This window comes from Paraconexibacter sp., assembly GCF_059438195.1.
The window spans coordinates 23,912-44,472 of record NZ_JBLKKY010000011.1; the positions used below are offsets into that span (position 1 = coordinate 23,912).

Here is a 20,561-nt window from a genome sequence, read left to right on the forward strand (position 1 = left end):
GATTCTGCGAGCGGAGGCGCATTCCGATCATCGTGCGATCGGAGGATCCCGTTCGCACGATGTCCGACCGGTCGGGGGAAGGAGGGGCGCTCGCCGAACGAGAGCGGTCGCAGTCCTCCGGTCGGCCGTTCGGCCGACCCGCGTCTGCGTCATCCGTCCCGGGTGGCCACGGGCGCCGACACGACGAAGGGCCGCCCCGCGACGCGGGACGGCCCCTCGGAAGGCGGCGTGGCGACGGCGGCTAGCCGCGCAGGATCTCGATCGCGATCTCCGCGACCTGGGTCGGCGTGCGGCCGACGCGGATGCCGACGGCCTCCATCGCCTCGGCCTTCGCCTGCGCCGTGCCGGCCGAGCCGGACACGATCGCGCCGGCGTGGCCCATCTGCTTGCCCGGGGGCGCCGTGAAGCCGGCGATGTAGCCGACGACCGGCTTCGAGACGTTCTCCTTCACGTACTCGGCGGCCTCCTCCTCGGCGGACCCGCCGATCTCGCCGGACATGACGATGAGGTCGGTCTGGTCGTCCTTCTCGAACAGCTCGATGATGTCGACGAACGAGGAGCCGGGGACGGGGTCCCCGCCGATGCCGACGATCGAGGAGTTGCCGAAGCCGGCCTGGGCCAGCTCGTTGCCGATCTGGTAGGTGAGCGTGCCGGAGCGCGAGACGACGCCGACGTTGCCCTCCTTGAAGAAGGCGGCCGGGATGATGCCCACGTTGGCCTTGCCCGGCGAGAGGATGCCCGGGCAGTTCGGGCCGACGACCCGGGTGCTCGGGTGGTCGCGCTTGACCGTGTTGTAGAGCTTGAGCTCGTCGTGGGCGGGGATGCCCTCGGTGATGATGACGACGAGCTCGACGCCCGCCTGCGCCGCCTCGAGCGCCGACTGGGCGGCGAACGGCGGCGGGACGAAGATCATCGCCGTGTTCGCCCCGGACTCCTTGACGGTGTCCTCCCAGTTCGCGAACACCGGGATGCCCTCGACGTTCTCACCCGCCTTCTTCGGGTTGACGCCGCCGACGACGTTCGTCCCGTAGTTGCGGTTGTTGAGCGTGTGGAACGAGCCCTCGCGGCCCGTGATGCCCGCGACCGCGAGCTTCGTGTCGTTCCCGACCAGGATGGACATCAGGCGTTCTCCTTCGCGAGCGCGACGACCTGCTCGGCCGCCCCGTCCATCGTCTTCGCGGCGTGCACGTTGGGCAGCGCCGCCTCCTCCACGATCTTGCGTCCCTCGACGTCGTTCGTGCCGTCGAGGCGGACGACGAACGGGACTTTCGGCTGGAGGTCGCCGAACGCGGCGACGAGGCCCTTCGCGACCTCGTCGCAGCGCGTGATGCCGCCGAAGATGTTGAGCAGGACGGCCTTCACGTTCTCGTTGGAGAGGATGAGCTCGATCGCCTGCTTCACCTTCTCGGCGTCCGAGCCGCCGCCCGCGTCGAGGAAGTTCGCGGGCTCGCCGCCGGCGCCCTTCACGACGTCGAGCGTCGACATGACGAGACCGGCGCCGTTGCCCATGATCCCGATGTCGCCGTCGAGCTTGACGTAGGTGACGTCCTGCTCCTTCGCCTTCAGCTCGATCGGGTCGGCGTTCGCGCTGTCGCCGAGGTCGGCGTTCTCCGGGTGGCGGAAGAGCGCGTTGCCGTCGAGGGTCACCTTCGCGTCGAGCGCCTTCACCTCGCGGTCGGGCGTGACGATGAGCGGGTTGATCTCGGTGAGGCTCGCGTCCTCCTCGATCCAGACCTCGTAGAGGGCGACGAGCGCGTCGGCGACGCCCTCGACGACGTCGTCGGCGGCCCCGCCGGCCTTCGCGATGTCGAGCGCCTCCTCCCGCGTGAGCCCGACGAGGGGGTCGACGTTGCGCTTGACGAGCTTCTCGGGCGTCTCCTCCGCGACCTGCTCGATGTCGACGCCGCCCTCGACGCTGAACATCACGAGCGGCTTCTTGGCCGAGCGGTCGAGGAGGACCGACGCGTAGTACTCGTCGGCGATGTCCGAGGCGTGCTCGATCCACAGCGTGCGGACGATGTGGCCCTTGATGTCGAGCCCGAGGATGTTCGTCGCGTGCTCACGCGCCTCGGCCTCGTCGGCGGCGAGCTTCACGCCGCCCGCCTTGCCGCGGCCGCCGATGAGCACCTGCGCCTTCACGACGACCGGATAGCCGATCTCGTTCGCGGCGGCGACAGCGTCATCGACGGTCGTCACGGCCTTGCCGTCCGAGACGACGAGCCCGTGGCGACCGAAGAGCTGCTTGCCCTGATATTCGAGGAGGTCCATAGCGGGCGGGGACGCTACCACCCGCCTTCGCGCGGGGACCTCCGCCCGCGCGGGTGACGTCCCACCGGTCGGGCGGGGCGCCGCGGGACGGCGTGATGACGGCCTGAAATGGCAGAATGCCGCCCCTATGCCTCTGCCTTCCAAAGTCCAGTGGGTCACCTTCGACGTCTACGGGACCCTCATCGACTGGGAGAAGGGGATCTACGACGCGTTCCGCAAGGAAGCGGCGAGGGACGGCTTCACGATCGACTCCCAGGAGGAGATCGTCTCGCTCTTCCACGAGGTCTCGCGCGAGGTCGAGGGCGGCTCCTACGAGCTGTACGCGGAGGTCCTGCGCCGGACCGCCGTCGAGATCGCGAAGCGCATCGGGTGGCCGCTCGAGCCCTCCCGCGCGGGCTTCCTCCCGGACAGCGTCGAGCGCTGGAAGCCGTTCAAGGAGACCCCGGCGCAGATCAACAAGTTCCGCAAGACCTTCCAGACCGGTCTCATCGCGAACGTCGACGACAAGCTCCTGGGTCAGACCCGCCGACACATCCCCGGCGACTTCGACCTCGTCGTCACCGCCCAGCAGGTCCGCTCCTACAAGCCGGACGCCGCGCACTTCACCGAGTTCGCGCGCCGGATCGGGGGCAAGAAGGGCTGGGTCCACGTCACCTCGAGCCACTACCACGACGTCGAGCCCTGCGTGAAGGCGAAGATCCCGGTCATCTGGGTCAACCGCAGCAAGGAGGAGCTCGAGAGCGGGCAGAAGAAGCCGACGGCCGAGGTGAAGACGCTCCTCGAGGCCGCGAAGCTCCTCGGCGCCTGAGCGTCCGCCGCGCCGTCCCCGCCGTCCCGTCGTGCGCGTCGTCAGCCTCCACGAGGACGTCCTCGTCGCGACCTCGGCGGCGTGGCAGACGAACTGCGTCGTCCTACGCGGAGGGCCGGCCGACGACGCCGACCCGGACGGCCCCGTCGAGGCGTTCGTCATCGACTCCCCGGTCTTCCCGCAGGAGCTCGACCTGCTCCCGACGCTCCTCGAGCAGGCGCGCTTCCCGTTCACGGGCCTCCTCGTCACCCACGGGGACTGGGACCACCTGCTCGGGCGGCTCGCCTTCCCCGGCGCCCCCGTCGGCTGCGCCGAGACGACGGCGGCCCGGCTGCGCGCCGAGCCGGGCGCCGCGGCCCGTGAGCTGCGCGAGTTCGACGACGAGCACTACGTCGAGCGCGCGCGGCCGCTCCAGCTCGGCGACGTCCAGGCGCTTCCCGTGCCCGGTCACCTCGGCGTCGGAGGCCACGAGGCCGAGCTGCACCCGACCGAGGGGCACGTCGTCGACGGCATGGCGATCTGGGCGCCGTGGACCGGCGTCCTCGTCTGCGGGGACTTCCTCTCGCCCTGTGAGATCCCCATGCTCGGGGAGGGGGCCGGCGGCATCGCGGCGTACCGGGCGACGCTCGCCCGGCTCGCCCCGCTCGTCGAGCGCGCGGCGCACGTCGTGCCCGGACACGGCGCGGTCCTCGATCCCGGCCGGGCCGCCGCGATCCTCCGCGAGGACGACGCCTATCTCGCCGCGCTCGCCGAGCGCGGCGCCGACGCGCCGCTCCCGCTCGCCCGGCGCGGCGCCGCGCAGAAGGAGATCCACGCGCGCAACGCGGCGCTCGTCGAGGGGGAGGCCGCATGATCCAGCACGTCGCGCTCGAGGTCTCACCGGCGGTGCTCGACGCGGAGGTCGCGTTCTGGGGCCGCCTCGGGTTCACCGAGGTCGCGCCCCCCGAGGCGGTCGGTGCGACACGGACGCGCTGGGTCGAGCGCTCCGGCACGCAGATCCACCTCCTCGCCGAGGACGACCCGTCGCTGCCGCCGGCGCGGGGGCACGTCGCGGTGGTCGTCGAGGACTTCGCCGGGACGTGCGCCGCCCTGGAGTCGGCCGGGGCGCCGGTGGACGAGCGACGCGCCCTCTGGGGGGCGCGCCGCGCGAAGACGACGTCGCCCTGCGGGCACGTGGTCGAGCTCATGGCCGCCCCGCCTCCGGCGACCGCGTGAGGGCGACGCGGACCTGACGTCCGCCCGCGCGCCGGGCCGCGTAGATTTCCCGGGATGCCTCCCGCCGACATGATCTCGTTCGCCCGCGGCGCCCCGTCGCTCGACATCGTCGACGTCGACGGCCTCAAGGAGGCCGCGGCGCAGGCCTTCACCGACGACCCCGCCGGGACGACCGCGTACGGCACGTCGGTCGGCTACGTCCCGCTCCGCGAGTGGATCGCCGAGCGTCACGGCGTGCAGCCCGAGAACGTCCTCGTGACGAACGGGTCGATGCAGGCCGACGCGTTCCTCTTCGACGAGCTCGTCGAGTCCGGCAAGCCGGTCGTCGTCGAGAAGCCGACGTACGACCGCACGCTCCTCTCCCTGCAGGGCCGCGGCGCCGACGTGCAGATGGTGTCGCTGCAGGCCGACGGGATCGACACGGAGGAGCTCGCCGAGCTGCTCGGCTCGGGCGTGCGACCGACGCTCGCCCACATCATCCCGAACTTCCAGAACCCCGCCGGGTACACGCTCTCGCTCGACAAGCGCCGCCGGCTGCTCGAGCTCGCCGACGAGCACTCGTTCACGGTCTTCGAGGACGACCCGTACGTCGCGATCCGGTTCCGCGGCGAGCAGCTCCCGACGATGCTCGAGCTCGACGGCAACGCCGAGGCGACGCACGTCGTCTACGCCTCGTCGTTCTCGAAGACCGTCTGCCCCGGGATCCGCACGGGCTACCTCGTCGGTCCCGCGGAGATCATCGCCCGGATCGCGAAGCGCGCGACGAACACGTACATCGCGCCGAACCAGGTCGCGCAGTCGATCGTCCACAAGTTCTGCGTCAACGGCGGGCTCGACCGCTCGATCGAGACCGTGAAGAAGGCGCTCGCCGAGCGGGTCGACCTCCTCGACGCGGCGCTCAAGCGGGAGCTTCCCGAGGCCTCCTACGTGCCCCCGGACGGCGGGTACTTCATGTGGGTCGAGCTGCCCGACGGCACCGACGTCGCCGCGCTCTTCGCCGCCGCGCAGGATCGCGGGGTGACCTTCGTCCGCGGGACGGACTTCCTCATGGAGGGCGGCGAGAACACCCTGCGGCTCGCCTACTCGGGCGTGACGGCGGACCAGATCGACGAGGGCATCCGCCGCCTCGCCGAGGCCTACCGCAGCCTCTGACCCCGCACCGCTGCGCCGAACCGGATTCCTGCGGCGCCATGGCGCCGCAGGAATCCGGTTCGGCCGCGGGCGTGGGGCGGCGTCACATCCCCCAGCGGTCCTTCGCGAGGACGAGCTGGTCGGGGAGGGCGGTGCGCGGCGGCGGGCTCGGCTTCGCGACGACGCTCACCGTCTCGGCGACGGACGGGGTGACGACGCAGCGCTTCCCGTCCTCGGCCTCGACGAGGACCATCTCGTCGTCGCGGTCGGCGAGGACGCCCTTGAGGCCGGGCTCGAGCCCCGAGCCCTTGAGGTAGTGGAGGAGGTCCTCGGCCTCGTTCTCGAAGCGGACGACCTCGACGATCGCGCCGATCTCGACGTCGGAGAGCGGGACGGCGTCGACGCGCGAGCCGACCTCGATCGGGTGCCCGTGGGGACACGTCGTCGCGTCACCGATGGCCCGTCGCATGTACGCCTCGAACCGCGGGCTCATCGCGTGCTCGAGGCGCTCGGCCTCCTCGTGGACGTCGTCCCACGGCACGCCGACGACGTCCGTGAGGTAGCGCTCGATGAGGCGGTGGCGCGAGACGATGCCCTCGGCGTGCTCGCGACCGGTGTCGGTGAAGTGGATCACCTTGTCGGGGCCGCGCTCGATGTACCCGTCGCGCTCGAGGCGGCCGACCATCTCGTGCACGGTCGGGGCGGAGAGCTGCATCGCCCGGGCGACGTTGGCGCCGGTCATCGGGAGCCCGACCTCGTGGAGCCAGAACAGGGTCTGGAGGTACTCCTCCTCGGCGACGGTCGCGTGCGGCGTGGTCATGCGGTGATCGTACCGTCCGCCCGCGCGCGGCCGGAGGCGCGAATGCACGCGCGCCACGGCGCCGACAGGTGCGAGCCCCGTCGCCGAAGGTCGGCGCAGCAGCGAGGGTGGAGGGCGCGCCGAGCGGGAATCGGTGCCGCCCGACGCGCGGCGGGGCGCTCCGACGGCGACCCGACCCCGCGGCCTGGCAGGATCCCGGACGTGGACAGCCGCCCTCCCGCCGTGCTCCTCCTCGTCCGCTTGCAGGAGGGTCGCTGAGCCCGATCGGCGTCCTGCGGGAGGGCCCGCTCCACGCCGCGCTCAAGACGACGCTCGCGAGGCCGGGCGACCGTCTCGAGGTGCCCGTCGGGAGGTTCGTCGTCGACCTCGTCCGCGCCGACGGCGAGCTCCTCGAGATCCAGACGCGCGGGTTCGGCGCTCTCGGCCCCAAGCTCGACGCGCTGCTCGACGAGCACCGCGTCCGCGTCGTGCACCCGGTCGCGGCCGAGCGGCGCATCGTCCGCGTCGACGGTCACGGCGAGGTGATCGGCGCCCGGCGCTCCCCGAAGCGCGGCACGGTCGTCGAGGTGTTCCACGAGCTCGTCGCGTTCCCGGCGCTCGTGACCCATCCGAACCTCGCGATCGAGGTGCTCCTCCTGCGCGAGGACCACATCCGCAGAGGACGCGGACGCCGGCGTTCCGCGGCTACGTCTCCGAGGGGCAGCGCCTCGCCATCGCGAAGATGCAGGACCGGCGCGTCTGGGAGTACTGGAGGCTCGAGAACCTGCTCGGCAACCTCGACTCGTGCCCCGACCCCGTCCGCCGCGACAACATCATGTTCTCGGGGTTCCTCGGCGTCATGCTCGGGATGTACGCACGCGTCTCGGGGGACCTCGTGCACGACCAGCCCGGCTCGCTGCGCTTCCGGTGGGACGAGCGACGCGAGTACGTCTACGACCACCGTTCGCTCGCCGAGACGGTCGCGCGCAACTTCTCCTCGCAGCGCCTCGGGTTCTTCCCGTGCGAGCCGCACTGGAACTTCAGCGTCTGCAACACGATGGGGATGACCACCCTCACGCTCGCCGATCGCGTCCACGGCACCGAGCTGGAGGAGGCCCACCGGGAGCGCTGGCTGCGCACGCTCGACGAGGAGTTCACGGCGCCGGACGGGCGGCTCGTGCCGATCCGCAACGGCCTCGCCGGGTTCCGCATCCCCACGCTCATGCTCACGTTCCTCGACGCCGCCACCGCCTACTTCGCCCACGGCGTCGCTCCGGACGTCGCGGAGCGCTCGTGGGCGATCCTCCGCCACGAGGTCATCGACGTCCGCGACGGGCTCCTCGAGCTCTCGGGCGGACCCTACGACGGCATCGACGACGGCAACTACACGCGCTCGCCGGCCGGCGGCCTCGCGGGCGTCATGCTCGCCGCGACGGAGATGGGCGACCTCGAGGTCGCCCGTGCGGCGCTGGCATCGATGGAGGCGCGCGTCCCGCTCCGGCGGGAGGGCGGCGAGGTCGCCCATGCCTGCTCGGTGAAGCACAACCTCACCATGGCGATGGCGCGGTTCTCCGCCCCCGGCGCCTTCCACGATCTCGTCCGCTCGGAGGCGGCGCCCGCGGCGACGCCGGTCCTCGCCGACGCTCCCTACCCGGACGTCCTCGTCGCGCAGGCCACGAGCGACGGGCGGGACCTGCGCCTCGTCCTGCGCCCCGGCGAGGAGCCGGGACGAAGGCGTCTCGGGCTCGAAGGCCTCCGTCCGCGCGGCAGCTACGCGGTGCGGGGCGCGACCGTCGGCGACGTCGTCGCCGACGCCGACGGGAGCGCCGTCGTCGAGGTCGATCTCGACGACCGTCTCGAGGTCGCCGTCACCCCGAGCTGACCGACGCCCAGCCGCTCGCGAGGAGCGACGGGGCGCCCGCCGGGGCGAGACGCTCGGGCGGCGACGCTCCGCCTCAGCGCGGCCGCCAGTCCGGCGCTTCCGCGTCGCGGCGCAGGCGCCGCGCTCCGGTGCCGTCGCGGCGGATGGTCCAGAGCTCCATGCGGTCGCCGGAGCCCCAGCGGGTGTACGCGAGCCGACCTCCGTCGGGCGACCAGGACGGCTCGTAGCCACGTGCGAGCCGACGCGGCGTGCCTCCGCTCGCGGGCACCGTGAAGACGCCGCCATCGGGTCCGGTCAACGCGATCGTGCGCCCGTCGGGGGACCAGTCGGAGGACCACCCCCGCGCGAGGATCCGGCGGGCGCTGCCGTCGACCCGCTGCACGACGACGCGCTGGGTGGTCTCGCCGCCCGTCGTGTACGAGATCCGGCCGTCGGGGGCCCACGCGGGGCGGGCGTCCCCCTCCCCGCTGCCGGGGAGCCGGCGGCCTCCCGTCCCGTCGGGGCGCACGAGCCGGATGCCCGCCGTGGACTGGAAGGCGATCCAGCGGCCGTCGGGCGACCACGCCGGTCGGTCGTCGAAGCGGCCGGCGGTGATGCGGCGCACGCCGCTTCCGTCGGAGCGCATGACGTGGATCCGCAGGTGCCGGCGTCCGTCCGTCGACCGCGCGAACGCGATCCGCCGGGCGTCGGGCGACCACGCGGGCTCGCCGTCGAAGCGGCCGGCGCCGCCGGCGAGGGTCCGCACGCGGCCCGTCGCAGGATCGATCGTCGCGACCGCGCTGCTCGAGCTCGCGAGGCGGGTGAAGGCGATCCGGTCCGACGACGAGGCGCCGGCCGTCCCACCGGGGCCGTCCGAGCAGCCGGCGAACGCGGCGATGATCGCCCCGGTGATGACCGTGGCGGCGCTGATCCGATGCACGGGCCGCACTTTGGCCTTCCGGCGACGCGGCGTCGTCGGGATCGGACCGCAGCCGCCTGCGGCTGACCCGCAGCCTCACCGCCGGCGCCGACGGCCCGGCGAACGCACGCCGGCCGGCGGACGCGGCCGCCGCCGCTCAGGCCGGGCCGTCGGGATGCGTGTCCCGCGAGGGGCCCGGCCGGGAGGCCCGGCGGTCGCGCGGGACCGGGACGTCGGCGCGACGCTCGTCCTCGCCGACGTCGATGCGCAGCCCGCGGCCCGCGCAGCGGATGATGCGGACCGGCGAGGAGCCGGCCGACCGCAGGCGCTGCGCGAAGCGCTCCGCGTAGTCGCGCTCGGTGGGTCGGAAGAAGCGGACCGGCCGGAAGGGCACGTTCTCCGCATCGGCGTCCCGCCACGGGTCGATGACGGGTGGCCGACGGCGATCGGCCACTCGTCCAGACGTGGGGCGCGATCCTCGCGCCCGACGCGGCCCAGCCCGCCTCAGGCGGCCTGACGCCGCTCGCGCTCGACGGGGCGGGAGGCCCGGCGCTCGTCCTCGCCGACCTCGACCCGGAGCCCGCGACCGGCGCACGGCACGACGCGCACGCAGGCGTCCTCCTTGGCGCGCAGGCGGTCGGCGAAGCGCTCCGCATGGTCGCGCTCGGTGCTGAGGAAGAAGCGGACGGGCGTCCAGGACGCGCTCGGAGCGTCTCCCGCCGGCGTCGTCGTCTCGATCGTGGTGGCGCTCACGGGCCGGAGTTGTATCGAGGCGGGCGGGCGGGCGCGTCCCGCTTCGGAGGGGTACGGCCCCCCCGAAGGAGGAGTCGGGGGCCGCGGATCACCCCTCCAGGGCCTCGGAGGCCTCGAGCCAGGCCGCCTCGAGGTCCTCGCGGAGCGACCGCAGGGCTCCGAGCTCGCCCTCGAGCTCGCGCAGGCGCTCGTGGTCCGTCGCGGCGGCGGCCATCGCCTCGTGCAGCGCGGCCTCCCTGTCCTCCAGCTTCGCGAGCTCCCGCTCGGTCCGCTGCACCTCCTTGCGCGCCGCCTTGAGGACGGCACCAGGCGGAGGGCCGGCAGCCGGCTCGGAGCGGCCGCTCGACGTGCCCCGGGTGCTCGGAGCGGCGTCGGCCGCCTCGCGGCGCCGCCGGACGTACTCCTCGATCCCACCGGGGAGATGGCGGATGCCGCCCGTGCCGAGCACCGCCCACACGTCGTCGCACACGCGCTCGACGAAGTAGCGGTCGTGGCTGACGACGACGAGCGTTCCGGGCCAGGCGTCGAGGAGATCCTCGAGCGCCGTGAGCGTGTCCGTGTCGAGGTCGTTGGTCGGCTCGTCGAGGAAGAGGACGTTCGGCCCCTCCATGAGGAGGCGCATGAGCTGCAGGCGACGGCGCTCGCCGCCCGAGAGGTCGCCGACGAGCGTGCGCGCGCGCTCGCCGCGGAAGCCGAACCGCTCGCAGAGGACGCCCGGCGTGAGCTCCGAGCCGTCGGCGAGCGTCTGGCGGCCGCCGACGGCCTCGAGCGACTCGAGCACGCGGAGATGGGCGGGCACCTCCGCCGTGTCCTGCGAGAGGTGGGCGATCTTCACGGTCTCGCCGCGCTCGACGTGGCCCGCGGTCGGCTCGAGCTCGCCCGCGAGGAGCTTCACGAGCGTCGTCTTCCCCGCGCCGTTGACGCCGACGAGCGCGACCCGGTCGCCGGGGCCGAGACGCCATGTGACGTCGCGGAGCACGACCTCGCGGCCGTAGGCGACGGAGACGTCGACGGCCTCGACGACCTTCTTCCCGAGCCTCGCGGCGGAGAACCGCAGGAGCTCGGCGCGATCGCGCGGCTCCGGCTCACCCTCGATGAGCGCGGTCGCGGCCTCGATGCGGAACTTCGGCTTCGACGTCCGCGCAGGCGGTCCGCGCCGCAGCCACGCGAGCTCCTTGCGCAGGAGCTGCTGCCGTCTCGTCTCGCGGGCCGCCTCCTGACGGTCGCGCTCGGCGCGCGCGAGGACGTACGCGGCGTACCCGCCCTCGTACTGGTGGACGCCGCCCGCCTCGACCTCCCACGTGTGGGTGCAGACCGCGTCGAGGAACCAGCGATCGTGCGTGATGACGACGAGCGTCCCCCGGCGACCGGCGAGGAAGCGCGCGAGCCAGTCGACGCCCTCGACGTCGAGGTGGTTCGTCGGCTCGTCGAGGAGGAGCAGCTCGGGGTCGTCGATGAGCGCGCGGGCGAGCGCGATGCGCCGCCGCTCACCGCCCGAGAGGGGTCCGACGGGGGTGTCGAGCCCCGAGGGGAAGCGACTGAGCGTCACGCCGCCGAGGAGCCCGTCGAGGACGCTGCGGAACCGCGCGTCCCCCGCCCACTCGTGCTCCGCCCGGCCGCCGACGAGGACCTCACGGATCGACCGCGCCTCGCCGAGGTCGTCCGACTGGCCGAGGAGCGCGAGCTCGACCCCGCCGGTCCGCGTCACCTGGCCCGCGTCGGGCTCCTCGGCGCCGGCGATGAGCCGCACGAGCGTCGACTTGCCGTCGCCGTTGCGGCCGACGACGCCGATGCGATCGCCCGCCGCGATGCCGAGCGTGACGTCGTCGAGGACCGAGCGGGCCCCGTAGGACTTCGCGACGGCCTTGAGGTTGACGAGGTTGCGGGCGGCGCTCAGAGGATCAGACCGACGGGAACTCGCCGGGGACGCGCGGGCGTCGGCGGTCGCGGACCGTCCTCTGCTCGCCCTCCGGCGGCTCGCTGCCCGGGGCACGCCGCTCGCTCTTGCGCCGGTCGACGATCACCTTGACGTCGGGATCGTCGGCGTAGTAGGCCTCGAGCTTGTCGAGCAGCTCCCCGGCCAGAGCCTCGGGAACGACGCAGTAGATCATCCGGCGGTCTCCATCTTCGACGCGACCCTACGCGACGTCGGCGGCGGGATGCAACCGCCCCGCCTCGTCCGCGACGGCGTTGGCCTCGCGCTCTCGTTCCTCGAGCTCCTCGAGCTCGGCGCCCTGGCCGATGAGGCGCACACCGGCGGCCTCGTCGCCGAGGTCGATCTCGTACCGGTACCAGCTCAGCTCCCAGGCGACGACGATCGTCACGATGCTGCCCTCGGTGAGCGACGGCAGCGCGCTCACCATCGGGGCGCCGAGCGAGCGCGCGACGCCCGCGACCGTGCGCGGATGCTGGGAGGCGTTGAAGACCTCGAGAGCGCGGGACACCTTGAGGCCCGCGTTCGTGGGGACGGCGTGGACGTTGCGGGGCGTCTGCTGCTGGAAGGCCTCGGCGAACGCGTCGGCCGGCTCCGCGACGGGGCCTGCGGCGACGACGGCCTGCGGAGGGACGATCTCGACGGGCTCCGGCGCCGGGGGCGGCTCGTGCCCGGCGACAGGCTCGTGTTCGGCGACGGGCTCGGGGGCCGGCTCGGGCTGAGCGGGCTCGTACTCCCACTCGTCCTCGGGGAAGACCACCTCGGGCGGCGGAGCCATGGGCGGATCCTCGCGCGGCCGGCGCGTGTTGAGGCCCTCGCGCCGCGTCCGCAGGCGCGTGAGGAGCCCGCGGGCGGAGCCCTCCCGCGGGGGCCGGCTCAGCTCGCCGTCGATCCCCTCGCGGATCCAGCCCTCGTGGACGGCGCGGCCGACGCACAGCTCGCAGACGGACCGGCGGGACCCTCCGTGGAGGAACACGTCGGCGGTCTCACCGCGCAGCAGGGTCCTCCCGCAGATCGTGCAGGCGACCGGGACGTGAGATGTGGAGATCGACTTCCTGGTCACGCGGCGACCGAGGGTAGCACCGCGCAGCGCCGTCCTCGGCCGCTCGGGCGACTAGGTGCGGATCGCCGCGTCCTCGGCCTCGAGGCCCGCGATGACTCGCCCGGCGAGCTGGGCCGGCAGCTCCTCGTAGCGCAGGAAGTCCATCGAGAACTCGCCCTGCCCGCCGGTGAGGGACCGCAGATCCGGGGCGTACGTGAGCATCTCGGCCATCGGCACCTCGGCCTTGATCTCGGTCATGCCGCCCTTCGGCTCCATCCCCTGGGGACGGCCGCGCCGGCTGTTGAGATCGCCGATGACGTCGCCGACGGAGTCGTCGGGGACGGACAGCGTGACATCCATCACAGGCTCGAGGAGGACGGCCTTCGCCTCGGCGAGCGCCTCCTTCATCGCGATCGAGCCCGCGGTCCGGAACGCCTGCTCGGAGGAGTCGACCGTGTGGTAGCTGCCGTCGTGGAGGCGGACGCGCACGCCCTTCACGGGGAAGCCGGCGACCGGGCCGTGCGCGAGGGCGTCGCGGCACCCCTTCTCGACCGCCGGGATGAATCCCGAGGGGATGACGCCGCCCTTGATCTCGTCGACGAACTCGAACGGGTAGCCGGGCTCGCTCTCGGCGAGCGGCTCGACCTTGATGTGGCAGTCACCGAACTGCCCGCGTCCGCCGGTCTGCTTCTTGTGGCGCCCGTGCGCGGCCGCGGGCCGCCGGATCGTCTCCTGGTACGGGACGCGCGGAGGCTGGAGCGCGACCTCGACGCCGAAGCGCTCCTTGAGGCGGTCGACGATGACCTCGACGTGGATCTGCGTGAGGCCCGCGACGATCTCCTCGCCCGTCTGCGGGTCGCGATGGAGGTCGATGGTCGGGTCCTCCTCCTGCAGGCGGCGGATCGCGCTCGCCATCTTCTCCTCGTCCCCCTTGCTGCAGGGGGAGATCGCGAACGCCATCACCGGCGAGGGAAGGGCGATGCTCGGCATCCGCAGCGGCTCGTCGCGGCTCGCGAGCCAGTCGCCCGCGCGCGTGTCCTTCAGCTTCGCGACGGCGCCGATGTCCCCCGGGCCGAACTCCCCGACGTGATCGGTCTCCTTGCCGCGGGAGACGAGGAGCTGGCCGACCCGCTCACGCTGGTGGGAGCGGGTGTTGAGGACGTGGGAGTCCGGGGAGAGGACCCCCTGGTAGACGCGGAGGAAGTTCATGCGGCCGGCGAACGGGTCGGCCTTCGTCTTGAAGACGTACGCGAAGAGCTCGGCCTCCTCGTCGGCCTGCAGGACGAGCGGCTCGCCGTCGGCGTCGATCTCGAGGCCGCCGTGCTTCATCGGCGACGGGAGGTCCTCGACGATCGCCTCGAGGAGGCGGTCCGAGCCGAGGTTGCGGGTCGCGACCGAGCAGACGACGGGGAAGATGCCGCCGTGGTTCGTCCCCTCCTTGAGGGCGGCGACGATCTCCTCGTGTCCGATCTCCTCACCCTCGAGGTAGCGCTCCATGAGGACGTCGGAGACCTCGGCGACCTCGTCCATGAGCTTCTCGCGGTACTCCTGCGCGAGATCGGCGAGCTCGTCGGGGATCGGGATCTCGGAGGCCGCCCCGGGCTGGGTCTCCTCGTAGACGTAGGCCTTCATGTCGACGAGGTCGATGACGCCGCGGACGTCGTGCTCGGCGCCGATCGGGATCTCGGTCGCGACGACGTGCGGGCCGAAGGACTCCTTGAGCTGCTCGAGGACGCGCAGGAAGTCGGCGCGCTCGCGGTCGAGCATCGTCACGCACAGCATGCGCGCGAGATCGAGCTCGGCGGCACGCTCCCAGAGCCGGCGGGTCGAGACCTCGGGCCCGAGGACGCCGTTGACGCAGAAGATCGCGGACTCGCAGACGCGGAGCGCGCCGAGGGCGTCGGCGACGAAGCTCGGCTCGCCGGGGGTGTCGAGCAGGTTGATCTTGCGGTCCCGCCAGGTGAACGACTGCAGGGACGCGCTGATCGACATCCCGCGCGCCTGCTCGTCGGGGTCGGTGTCGGAGAGCGTCGTCCCGTCCGTCACGGTGCCGAGGCGGTTCGTCACGCCGGCCTCGTACAGCAGCGCCTCGGTGAGCGACGTCTTGCCGCTCCCGCGGTGGCCGACAAGGGCGACGTTGCGGATGCGGTCCGCAGCGTGGTGCATGGCCTGCTCCTCTCCTCGACGGGACTGTCCGCCGACACTAATGCGAGGGCGGACCCGGTCGCAAACCGCACATGGGTCCAGCTGGAGAGGAGGGCGACGCCTCGCGGCGCCGCGGCGTCAGTCGACCTGCTCGCCGGTGAGGCGCGACCGCAGGCGGAGGACCGCCTTCGTGTGGAGCTGGCTCACGCGCGACTCGGTGACGCCGAGGACCTCGCCGATCTCGCGGAGCGTGAGGTTCTCGTAGTAGTACAGCGCGATGACGAGCTTCTCCCTCTCGGGGAGCCGCGCGATCGCGTCGGCGACGCGGTCCTTGAGATCCGTCGCGTCCATCGCCGCCGCGGGGTCGGGAGCGTCGGGGTCCTGCAGCGTGTCGAGGAGCGAGACCTGGTCGCCGCTCGCGTCCGACACCGTCCACAGCTCGTCGAGAGCGGCGATCGTCGAGTTCGAGATCTGGAGGAGGTGCTCCTGGAACTCCTTCACCGAGACCCCGAGCTCCTGGGCCATCTCCTCGTCGGTGGGGGCGCGCTGGAGCCGGTTCTCGAGCTTCATGTTCGCGCGCTCGATCTCGCGTGCCCGCGCCCGGACGGACCGCGGGACCCAGTCGAGGGTCCGGAGCTCGTCGATGATCGCGCCCTTGATCCGCGTGATCGCGTAGGTCTCGAACTTGATCTCCCGCTCGGGCTGGAAGCGCTCGATCGCGCTGATGAGCCCGACGAGGCCGTAGGAGATGAGATCCGCCTCGTCGACGTGCGCGGGCAGCCCGGACGCCATGCGGCCGCTCACGTACTTCACGAGCGGCGAATAGGCGACCACGAGGCGCTCACGGGCGCGCTCGTCGCCCGTCTGCTTGTAGCGGCGCCACAGATCCTTGAGCTCGATGGCCTTGACGTTCGTCTCCACGGATTCCCTCAGGCTCGCGGGTGGGCGTTGGCGTACGCCGTCCTGAGCCGTGCCGACTCTACCCGAGTGTAGATCTGCGTCGTGCTGATGCTCTCGTGACCGAGCAGCTCCTGGATCGCGCGGAGGTCCGCTCCGCCGTCCAGGAGGTGCGTCGCGAAGGAGTGTCGGAGCGCGTGCGGATGCACCCCGCCTTGCACCGCGGCGTGCCGCGCCCAGACCCTCAGGCGCCGTCGCACGTCGCTCGTCGACAGCCGACGCCCCGACTTCGAGAGGAAGAGCGCCTCGGCGGCCGGATCGGCCCCGACGAGGGCGCGCCGCCCCCGCTCCAGGTACCGCCGGACCGCGGCGAGCGCGTGCTCGCCGGCGGGGACGAACCGCGTCTTGCCGCCCTTGCCCTCGATCCGCACGGTCTCGGCGTCGTGGTCGATGCTCGCGACGTCGAGCCCCACGATCTCCTCGGCGCGCAGCCCGCTGGCGTAGGCGAGCTCGAACATCGCGCGGTCGCGCAGCTCCAGAGGCGTCGAGGCCGGGATGCGGTCGAGGAGCGCCGCGATCTCCTCGGGCTTGAGGACGTGCGGCAGCGTCCGGGGCCGCTTCGGGCTCGCCACGAGGTCCGCGGGGTTCGACGCGACCTCGCCGTGCTCGCGGAGGCAGCGATAGAGGGCGCGGACAGCGGCGAGCTTGCGCGCGACCGTGCTCGCGGCCGCGCCGCTCTCGCTCAGCGCCGCCGCGAAGTGCCGCAGCGACCGGTGGTCGATGTCGCCGGGGGAGTCCCCGCGCGCCTGCGCCCACCGCGCGAGCTGCGCGGCGTCGATCGCGTAGGCACGCCGCGTCCGCTCCGCGGACCCTCGGCGCCGGAGGTCCCGATCGAGGAGGAGCAGCGCCGCCTCCCATGCGGGCGTGAGCGCGTCGGCGGGGCCGCAGAGCGGGTCCGGGGCCGGCGGGGTTCTATCCTCGGATGCGATGGGACGATTCTTCATCGACACGGACTCCGGTCAGATCGCCACGGGGCGCCAGCTCACCGAGGCGGGGATCGCGACGCCGGAGGAGGATCCCCCGCGTCCGTGGTGGCCGATCAACGCTCCGATCGACGCGACGACGATGTGGTACGCGGCGATGCGGCGGAGGGAGAAGGGGATCTTCATCGGCACGCTGGTGTTTCGCCACACCCCGCACCATGCCCTGCTTCTCGAGCGCGGCTGGGAGGAAGTTCCCGTCGACGCGATCGGGGTCGACGGGGCGACGACGACGAAGACGCCGCGCCCGGATCTCGGCGGGCTCTGAGGGCGAGGCGGCCGGGCGTCCTCGCGGCGCCTGGTCAGGCGATGTAGACCGGGGCGCCGACGGGGACCTGCGGGTAGAGCTCCTCGACGTCCTCGACGAGCATGCGCAGGCAGCCGTGACTCGCGTTCGTGCCGATCGACCCGCGCTCGGAGGTCCCGTGGATCCCCACCCCGTTGTAGATCCCGAGCCAGCGGCTCTTCAGCGGGTTGTTCGGCGCGCCGCCGGGGATGACCTGGCCGGCGAGGTCGCCCGCCCAGTCGGAGTTCGGAACGTGCCAGGCGGGGTTCACCGCCTTGTTCGCGATCTCATAGAGCCCGGCCGGCGTCTCGTTGCCGACCTTGCCGACGGCGATCCCGTAGGTCTTGTGATGCTCGAGGTTCTTGTAGACGCGCAGCTTGAAGCTCGCCCGGTCGGCGATGAGGATGAGCGGGTGCTTCTCGGCGAGGTCGTCCTTCGTCACCTTCGGCTCGACCTTGTCGGTCTCGGCGACGAGCCGCCGGTCGGCCGTCGGGGAGACGATCGCCGCGCGGAGCCGCTCGTGGAGCTCGCTCGCGCGGACCTCGAGGCCCTCGCGTCCGGAGACCTTCTTCAGGCCGCTCGCGGAGTACTCGATCTCCGCGTCCTTCGCAGGCCGGTCGACGCCCTTGCGCACCTTGTCGAGGAGCCGGACGACCGCGTCCTTCGAGTAGTCGATCTCCGGCTCGATCGAGTGGTCGATCTCACCGCCGGTGAGCGCGCGGACCGTGCGGGTGACGATGCTCCCCTCGCGGCTGCGGTCGAGCGCCTCACGGACGCTGCCGGCGACGTCCACCGTGAGCCTCGCCTCACGCGGTCCGAGCGTCCAGTACTTGCTGCCGTGATCGACGCGGAGCGGCTCGCGGTAGATCGCGACGAGGTCGCGCTCGACGCGCGCGACCGCCTCGCTCGCGGTGAGCCCTCCGACGGGAACGCCGCCGATCGTGACGCCCTCGGCGATCGTCGTCCGGCGGCTGTCGTCGTAGGCGTAGACGGCGCCGGAGACCGCGAGGAGGAGCGCGGCGAGCGACGAGATGAGGATGACGACGGTGCGAGAACGCATCGGGAACCGGCCGCGCGACCTGCGCGGCTGTCGCACAGAGTAGGCATCTCGCCAGCGGATCGCGAGAGCTGCAACGCCGGATGCCGTTCCGGCGGGAGCGCCGGCGCGCCAAGACGCCCGGCTTGGCGTGCCCCCGCCCGCCCCTCAGACCCGGTGGCGCCGGGAGATGCGGTCGATCGCCGCGAGCACCTCGGGGCGCGCCGCGTGGGCGGCCTCGTGCTCACGCAGGGCGACGAGATCCTCCTCGGGCAGCGACGGGAGGAGCGCGACGACCTCGTCGGCGCCGAGCGCGTCGTAGGTCTCCGCCGCCGCGCGCGGCGGGACCGGCACGCGCGGCGCCGCGGCGTCCTCTCCCCCGCGCTCCCCGCGGGGCGCGACGTTCGTCGGTCCCGGCGGCGCGGTCGCCGTCGCCCGCACGCTCGGCGAGCGGCGGAGGAACTTCTCGACCTCCTCCTCGTACCGATAGCCGTCCGAGGACTCGTCGAGGAGCGGGGCGATCCGCTGGTGCTCGGCGAGCTTGATGACCGCCTCGCGGGTCGTGTAGCGGTAGCGGAAGCCCGTCGCCTTGAACTTCCGGTTGTCGATCGCACGGCCGAAGCGCAGCAGCTGGAGCATCTCCGGCGGGATGCGGACCCCCGCTCGCCGCAGCGCGGAGGCGGCGAGCGCGGTCCCGACCGGCGGGAGGACCGGCGCGTTCGTGCGCCCGAGGAGCGAGATCACCTCGCTGAGCGCGAGGACGCCGTCCGCGCCGCAGTTGTAGACGCCGTCGAGGTCGTGGCGCACCGCGTGCTCCAGGGCGCCCGCCATGTCGTCGTGGTGGAGGAACTGGCAGCGCGGGTCGAAGCCGAGGATCGTCGGGACGACGGGCAGCCCGAGGTAGGCGCCGTGCGAGCTGCGCACGCGAGGTCCGAGACCGTTGGCGAACCGCAGGCACGTGACCGTCGTCTCGGGGTGGCGGACCTTGAAGTCCGCGACCTGGCGCTCCGCCTCGACGATGTCGCGCTCGATCGGCGAACGCGGCGGATGGGGGCGCCGCATCTCCTCCGTGAAGAAGGCCGGGTCGTCCTGCTCGGAGCCGTAGTAGTGGGTGCTCGACTTGAAGACGAGCTTGCGGACGGGCGAGCCGGGCCCGCCCGCGGCCGCGAGGACGTTCATCGTCCCGATGACGTTGTTCTCGTGCGCGCGCTTCGGCGACGTGACGATCGAGTCGACGACGAGGCGCGTGTCGACGACCGTGTCGATCTCGGCGGCGTGCACGATGCGCCGGATGAGCGAGTGCTGGTCGACGACGCGGACGAACTCGGTGCGATCGAGCGCGACCTTCGGGGGGCTGCGATCGACGCCGATGACCGTCTCGACCTCCGGGTCGCTCTCGATCGCCTGGGCGAGCGCGCCGCCCCAGTACGTCGAGAGGCCGGTGATGAGGACGCGCCGGCTCGTCATCCGAACCACACCGAGCGACGCTTGCCGACCATGTCGAGGAGCTCCTTCTGGATCGTCGAGCGGATGTCCGAGGCGACGGTCTGGACGAGCGACTTGTCCTCCCAGGGCGCTGGATCAGACGCCGTCGCCATCTCGTCGGTGCGGACCGGCTCGAGGAATCGGATCGTGAACTTCGCGGGCAGGTAGCCGAGCATGCCGAGCGGCCCGAGATGCGGGAAGGTCGGCGTCACCGGGACGTAGATGAGCCCCGTGAGGCGCCGGAGCAGACCGAGGTGGGCGAAGATCGGCTGCGCCTCCTCCGCGCCCACGAGGGCGACGGGGACGATGGGCGCCTTCGCGCGCATCGCCGCCTCGACGAAGCCGCCGCGACCGAAGCGCTGCAGCCGGTAGCGGTCGCGATAGAGCTTCTCGGTGCCCTTCCGGCCCTCCGGGAAGACGAGGACGAGCCGCCGCTCGTCGCGGAGGAGGCGGTGGACGTTCGCGGGGTGCGCGGGAACGGCGCCGATCTTGGGGAGCAGCATGCTGAACCCCGGATAGCCCTTGAAGAAGTGCTCGACGGTGATGTTGAGGTCCCGCGGCGACGGATGCTCCTCCTTGATCGCCTTCGCGATCATGACGGCATCGGGAGGCAGGGCCCCCGAGTGGTTCGAGACGAGGAGCGCGCCGCCGTCGGACGGGATGTTCTCGACCCCCTCGACGGTGCAGCGGAACCACAGGTGGTAGAAGAAGTCGACGAGCGTCTTGTCGAACACGCGCTCGACGCGCTCCGAGCGGCCCCAGTCGTCGACGGTGCGCTCCGGCTCGACGCCGGGCAGCAGGTCGCGGAGGTCGACCTCCTCCGCGGGGCGGGTCGCGAGCTCACCGCCCTTCCCCGGGGCGGGTGCGAGCTCTTCGGCGACGTGTGTCGCTGAATCCTTCGTCTTGGTCGTCGGCTCGGACACGCCCCGATTCTCGCACGGCA

General features: G+C 72.6%; 20 protein-coding genes and 2 pseudogenes. 7 read left to right on the forward strand and 15 right to left on the reverse strand.

The annotated features are described in order from the left end of the window. Nucleotides 1–241 precede the first annotated feature (241 nt). Both sucD and sucC read right to left on the reverse strand, forming a co-directional pair. Complete coding sequence (sucD, locus tag ACME2J_RS05915) at nucleotides 242–1,120, reverse strand: succinate--CoA ligase subunit alpha (RefSeq protein ID WP_495543958.1); 879 nt, start codon at nucleotides 1,118–1,120, stop codon at nucleotides 242–244. Further along, nucleotides 1,120–2,268, reverse strand: a complete 1,149-nt coding sequence (gene sucC, locus ACME2J_RS05920; protein ID WP_495543959.1) for an ADP-forming succinate--CoA ligase subunit beta — start codon at nucleotides 2,266–2,268, stop codon at nucleotides 1,120–1,122. The genes sucD and sucC overlap by 1 nt, the downstream gene beginning before the upstream one ends. 127 nt (nucleotides 2,269–2,395) lie before the next feature. On the opposite strand from sucC, the gene ACME2J_RS05925 reads away from it, so the two are divergent. Genes ACME2J_RS05925 through ACME2J_RS05940 form a run of 4 tightly spaced genes read left to right on the forward strand, consistent with a single transcriptional unit; the run spans nucleotide 2,396 to nucleotide 5,443 of the window. Then, on the forward strand, nucleotides 2,396–3,076 hold the full coding sequence (locus ACME2J_RS05925; protein ID WP_495543960.1) for an HAD family hydrolase: 681 nt from the start codon (nucleotides 2,396–2,398) through the stop codon (nucleotides 3,074–3,076). A 31-nt stretch (nucleotides 3,077–3,107) separates the two neighbouring features. Then, nucleotides 3,108–3,929, forward strand: a complete 822-nt coding sequence (locus ACME2J_RS05930) for an MBL fold metallo-hydrolase (RefSeq protein WP_495543961.1) — start codon at nucleotides 3,108–3,110, stop codon at nucleotides 3,927–3,929. Then, nucleotides 3,926–4,291 carry a VOC family protein gene (locus tag ACME2J_RS05935; RefSeq protein WP_495543962.1) on the forward strand — a complete coding sequence of 122 codons (366 nt, stop codon included), beginning with the start codon at nucleotides 3,926–3,928 and terminating at the stop codon, nucleotides 4,289–4,291. Before ACME2J_RS05930 ends, ACME2J_RS05935 begins: the two co-directional genes overlap by 4 nt. A 54-nt stretch (nucleotides 4,292–4,345) precedes the next feature. After that, on the forward strand, nucleotides 4,346–5,443 hold the full coding sequence (locus ACME2J_RS05940; protein WP_495543963.1) for an aminotransferase-like domain-containing protein: 1,098 nt from the start codon (nucleotides 4,346–4,348) through the stop codon (nucleotides 5,441–5,443). An 82-nt stretch (nucleotides 5,444–5,525) separates the two neighbouring features. Here ACME2J_RS05940 and ACME2J_RS05945 read toward each other — a convergent pair whose 3' ends face one another. Continuing rightward, the gene (locus ACME2J_RS05945; protein WP_495543964.1) at nucleotides 5,526–6,242 is read right to left on the reverse strand and encodes a metal-dependent transcriptional regulator; all 717 of its coding nucleotides are present in this window, start codon (nucleotides 6,240–6,242) and stop codon (nucleotides 5,526–5,528) included. A gap of 107 nt (nucleotides 6,243–6,349) precedes the next feature. On the opposite strand from ACME2J_RS05945, the pseudogene ACME2J_RS05950 reads away from it, so the two are divergent. Then, a pseudogene (locus ACME2J_RS05950) lies at nucleotides 6,350–6,913 on the forward strand (DUF8091 domain-containing protein); the annotation flags it as partial. Further along, nucleotides 6,910–8,103, forward strand: a pseudogene (locus ACME2J_RS05955) (linalool dehydratase/isomerase domain-containing protein); the annotation flags it as partial. The pseudogenes ACME2J_RS05950 and ACME2J_RS05955, both read left to right, overlap by 4 nt. A 73-nt stretch (nucleotides 8,104–8,176) precedes the next feature. On the opposite strand, the gene ACME2J_RS05960 reads toward ACME2J_RS05955, so the two are convergent. From ACME2J_RS05960 to ACME2J_RS06000, 9 genes are all read right to left on the reverse strand, one after another. Continuing rightward, entirely contained in the window at nucleotides 8,177–9,022 is an 846-nt protein-coding gene (locus ACME2J_RS05960) for a hypothetical protein (protein WP_495543965.1), read from the reverse strand. Nucleotides 9,023–9,158: 136 nt separating this feature from the next. Beyond that, entirely contained in the window at nucleotides 9,159–9,455 is a 297-nt protein-coding gene (locus ACME2J_RS05965) for a hypothetical protein (RefSeq protein WP_495543966.1), read from the reverse strand. Nucleotides 9,456–9,505: 50 nt separating this feature from the next. After that, nucleotides 9,506–9,754: a hypothetical protein gene (locus tag ACME2J_RS05970; protein WP_495543967.1), complete on the reverse strand. Its 249-nt coding sequence runs from the start codon at nucleotides 9,752–9,754 to the stop codon at nucleotides 9,506–9,508. Nucleotides 9,755–9,842: 88 nt separating this feature from the next. Further along, nucleotides 9,843–11,651, reverse strand: coding sequence for an ABC-F family ATP-binding cassette domain-containing protein (locus ACME2J_RS05975; RefSeq protein ID WP_495544011.1), 1,809 nt, complete (start codon nucleotides 11,649–11,651; stop codon nucleotides 9,843–9,845). Nucleotides 11,652–11,655: 4 nt separating this feature from the next. Beyond that, entirely contained in the window at nucleotides 11,656–11,865 is a 210-nt protein-coding gene (locus ACME2J_RS05980) for a hypothetical protein (RefSeq protein WP_495543968.1), read from the reverse strand. Nucleotides 11,866–11,892: 27 nt separating this feature from the next. Continuing rightward, complete coding sequence (locus ACME2J_RS05985) at nucleotides 11,893–12,750, reverse strand: hypothetical protein (protein WP_495543969.1); 858 nt, start codon at nucleotides 12,748–12,750, stop codon at nucleotides 11,893–11,895. A gap of 51 nt (nucleotides 12,751–12,801) precedes the next feature. Next, on the reverse strand, nucleotides 12,802–14,895 hold the full coding sequence (gene fusA, locus ACME2J_RS05990; protein WP_495543970.1) for an elongation factor G: 2,094 nt from the start codon (nucleotides 14,893–14,895) through the stop codon (nucleotides 12,802–12,804). Between the two features lie 117 nt (nucleotides 14,896–15,012). Continuing rightward, a complete protein-coding gene (gene whiG, locus ACME2J_RS05995; RefSeq protein WP_495543971.1) occupies nucleotides 15,013–15,795 on the reverse strand; it encodes an RNA polymerase sigma factor WhiG in 783 nt (260 codons plus the stop codon). Nucleotides 15,796–15,803: 8 nt separating this feature from the next. Continuing rightward, entirely contained in the window at nucleotides 15,804–16,775 is a 972-nt protein-coding gene (locus ACME2J_RS06000; protein ID WP_495543972.1) for a tyrosine recombinase XerC, read from the reverse strand. On the opposite strand from ACME2J_RS06000, the gene ACME2J_RS06005 reads away from it, so the two are divergent. Further along, nucleotides 16,759–17,079 (forward strand): hypothetical protein, encoded by a 321-nt coding sequence (locus tag ACME2J_RS06005; protein WP_495543973.1) that lies wholly within the window; start codon nucleotides 16,759–16,761, stop codon nucleotides 17,077–17,079. The genes ACME2J_RS06000 and ACME2J_RS06005 overlap by 17 nt on opposite strands. A gap of 34 nt (nucleotides 17,080–17,113) precedes the next feature. Here the strand turns inward: ACME2J_RS06005 and ACME2J_RS06010 are convergent, their stop codons facing one another. The 3 genes from ACME2J_RS06010 to ACME2J_RS06020 form a co-directional block, all read right to left on the reverse strand. Beyond that, nucleotides 17,114–18,157 (reverse strand): L,D-transpeptidase family protein, encoded by a 1,044-nt coding sequence (locus ACME2J_RS06010; protein WP_495543974.1) that lies wholly within the window; start codon nucleotides 18,155–18,157, stop codon nucleotides 17,114–17,116. Nucleotides 18,158–18,301: 144 nt separating this feature from the next. Continuing rightward, nucleotides 18,302–19,600, reverse strand: a complete 1,299-nt coding sequence (locus tag ACME2J_RS06015) for an NAD-dependent epimerase/dehydratase family protein (RefSeq protein WP_495543975.1) — start codon at nucleotides 19,598–19,600, stop codon at nucleotides 18,302–18,304. Next, on the reverse strand, nucleotides 19,597–20,541 hold the full coding sequence (locus ACME2J_RS06020; protein ID WP_495543976.1) for a lysophospholipid acyltransferase family protein: 945 nt from the start codon (nucleotides 20,539–20,541) through the stop codon (nucleotides 19,597–19,599). The genes ACME2J_RS06015 and ACME2J_RS06020 overlap by 4 nt, the downstream gene beginning before the upstream one ends. Nucleotides 20,542–20,561: the final 20 nt, after the last annotated feature.